This window comes from Delftia sp. WSY_22, from assembly GCF_043104185.1.
GTDB classification, from domain to species: Bacteria; Pseudomonadota; Gammaproteobacteria; order Burkholderiales; family Burkholderiaceae_C; genus Comamonas; species Comamonas tsuruhatensis.
The window spans coordinates 1-2,651 of the sequence record NZ_JBICKN010000048.1 but is presented as its reverse complement, the minus strand read 5'-3'; the positions used below and the strand labels follow the sequence as shown (position 1 = coordinate 2,651).

At 70.0% G+C, this 2,651-nt stretch carries 1 protein-coding gene; it reads left to right on the top strand.

Annotation, left to right across the window (positions count from 1 at the left end; all coding sequences use genetic code 11):
- Positions 1–2,651 (top strand): amino acid adenylation domain-containing protein (locus ACF8NF_RS21460; RefSeq protein ID WP_392451243.1); only part of this gene is annotated, 2,651 nt, incomplete at both ends.

The window sequence follows — 2,651 nt, the reverse complement described above, 5'->3', positions numbered from 1 at the left end:
CTGGGCGTGAGCACCAGCGAGCATGAGGACTTCTTCCGCGCCATGCTCGGCGATGTGGATGAGCCCACGGCGCCGTTCGGCCTGCTGGATGTGCAGGGCGACGGCAGCGCGGTGGAGGAGGCCAGGCTTGCGCTGGATGCACCGCTGTCGCGCGAGCTGCGCCGGCAGGCGCAGCGCCATGGGGTGAGTGCGGCCAGCCTGTTCCACCTGGCCTGGGCGCTGGTGCTGGGCAGGACCACGGGCAAGGACGACGTGGTGTTCGGCACCGTGCTCTTTGGCCGCATGCAGGGCGGGGAGGGAGCGCACAGCGCGCTGGGCATGTTCATCAACACGCTGCCGCTGCGCATACGGTTGGGCGGTCGGCTGGGCGGGCGCAGCGTGCAGGAATGCCTGCGCCAGACGCATGAGCTGCTGACGGGGCTGATGCACCACGAGCACGCCACGCTGTCGCTGGCGCAGCGCTGCAGCGCTCTGGCGGGGGGGACGCCGCTGTTCTCGGCACTGCTCAACTACCGCTACAGCGTGGCCCCGCAAGAGGGGGGCGCAGCGGGCGCGTGGGAAGGCATGACGGCGCTGGGCGGACAGGAGCGCACCAACTACCCCGTGACCGTGTCCATCGATGACCTGGGCGAAGGCTTTGGCATCGTGGCCCAGGCCGATGCTGCTTTGGGGGCTGAACGGCTGTGTGGATACATGGCGGCGGCCGTGGCCTCCCTGGTCCACGCGCTGGAAAGCGAGCCCGGCCTGGAGGCTGCGGCGCTGGACATGCTGGACGGCAAGGAATGGGCGCAGCTGCAGGCCTGGAGCCTGGGCGCCCGAGCCGAACCCGGAATGCAGCCCGTGCACCAGCTGATCGAGCGCCAGGTCCAGGCACGGCCGGATGCCGTGGCGCTGGTCTTTGGCGATCAGGTGCTGAGCTACCACCAGCTCAACCGCCGCGCCAACCGGCTGGCACACCGGCTGATGGCCCTGGGCGTGAGGCCGGAGACCCGGGTCGGCATCGCCATGGAGCGGTCCATCGAGATGGTGGTGGGCCTGCTGGCCATCATGAAGGCCGGTGGCGCCTATGTGCCCCTGGACCCCGATCACCCGCCCGAACGGCTGGCGCAGATGATCGAAGACGGCGCCGTGCGGCGCCTGCTCACCCACAGCGCGCTGCGCGAGCGCCTGCCCGCAGGCGAGGATCTGCAGTGGCTGGACATCGACCGCATCGATCTGGCCGGTGAATCTCAGCGCAACCCCGTGGTTGCCGTGCATGGGGAGCATCTGGCCTATGTGATCTTCACCTCGGGCTCCACGGGCCGTCCCAAGGGCGCGGCCAACCGGCATGCGGCCCTGCACAACCGGCTGGCCTGGATGCAGCAGGCCTATGCGCTCGATGCCTCGGACGCCGTGCTGCAAAAGACACCGTTCAGCTTCGATGTGTCGGTCTGGGAGTTCTTCTGGCCCCTGATGGCCGGCGCCCGGCTGGTGATGGCCGCGCCTGGCGATCACCGTGACCCCGCAAGGCTGGTGGCGCTGATCACGGGCCATGGCGTCACCACCGTGCACTTCGTGCCTTCCATGCTGCAGGCCTTTGTGGCCCATGCGGGCGTTGCGGCATGCACGGGCCTCAGGCGCATCCTGTGCAGCGGCGAGGCCCTGCCGGCCGAGGCGCAGAACGCCGTCTTCAGGCTCCTGCCCGGGGCCGGTCTCTACAACCTCTATGGGCCTACCGAGGCGGCCATCGACGTCACCCACTGGCGCTGCCGCGACGACGGGCGGCGCCAGGTTCCCATCGGCCGGCCCATCAGCGGCATCCGCACCTATGTGCTGGACTGCGCCATGCGGCCGGCGCCACAGGGCGTGGCCGGCGAGCTGTACCTGGGCGGCATGGGCCTGGCGCGCGGCTATCTGAACCGCCCCGCACTGACGGCCGAGCGCTTTGTGGCCGACCCGCTGGACACGCAGGGCGGCCTGCTGTACCGCACGGGCGACCTGGTGCGCTGGAACGGCGACGGCCAGATCGAGTACCTGGGGCGCCTGGACCACCAGGTGAAGATCCGCGGCCTGCGCATCGAGCTGGGCGAGATCGAGGCCCATCTGCTGGCCCAGCCCGGCGTGCGCGAGGCCGTGGTGGTCGCGGCGCAAGCCACATCGGGCGCGGCGGGCGCACGCCTTGTCGCCTATGTGGCCAGCCCGGACGCCGATGCGGGGCTGGCCGAAACCTTGCGCCAGGCTTTGGCTGGGCGGTTGCCGGACTACATGCAGCCTTCGGCCATCGTCGTGCTGCCTGCGCTTGCGCTCAATGCCAACGGCAAGGTGGACCGCAAGGCCCTGCCGCAGCCCGAATGGGCGCAGCGTGGATACGAGCCGCCGCACAACGGGGTCGAGCAGCAGCTGTCGGCGATATGGGCCGAGCTTCTGGGGCAGGACCGCGTGGGGCGCCACGACCATTTCTTTGAGCTGGGCGGACACTCGCTGCTGGCCATGGGCATGCTGGAACGCATGCGTGCGCATGGCCTGTCGGCCTCGGTGCGCAGCCTGTTCCAGCATCCGCAACTGGCGGATTTTGCGGCGCAGCTGATGCAGGCGGATGGCGCCGCCCAGGTGCAGGTGCCGCCCAATGGCATTCCCGAAGGCTGCACGGCCATCATGCCCGACATGCTGAC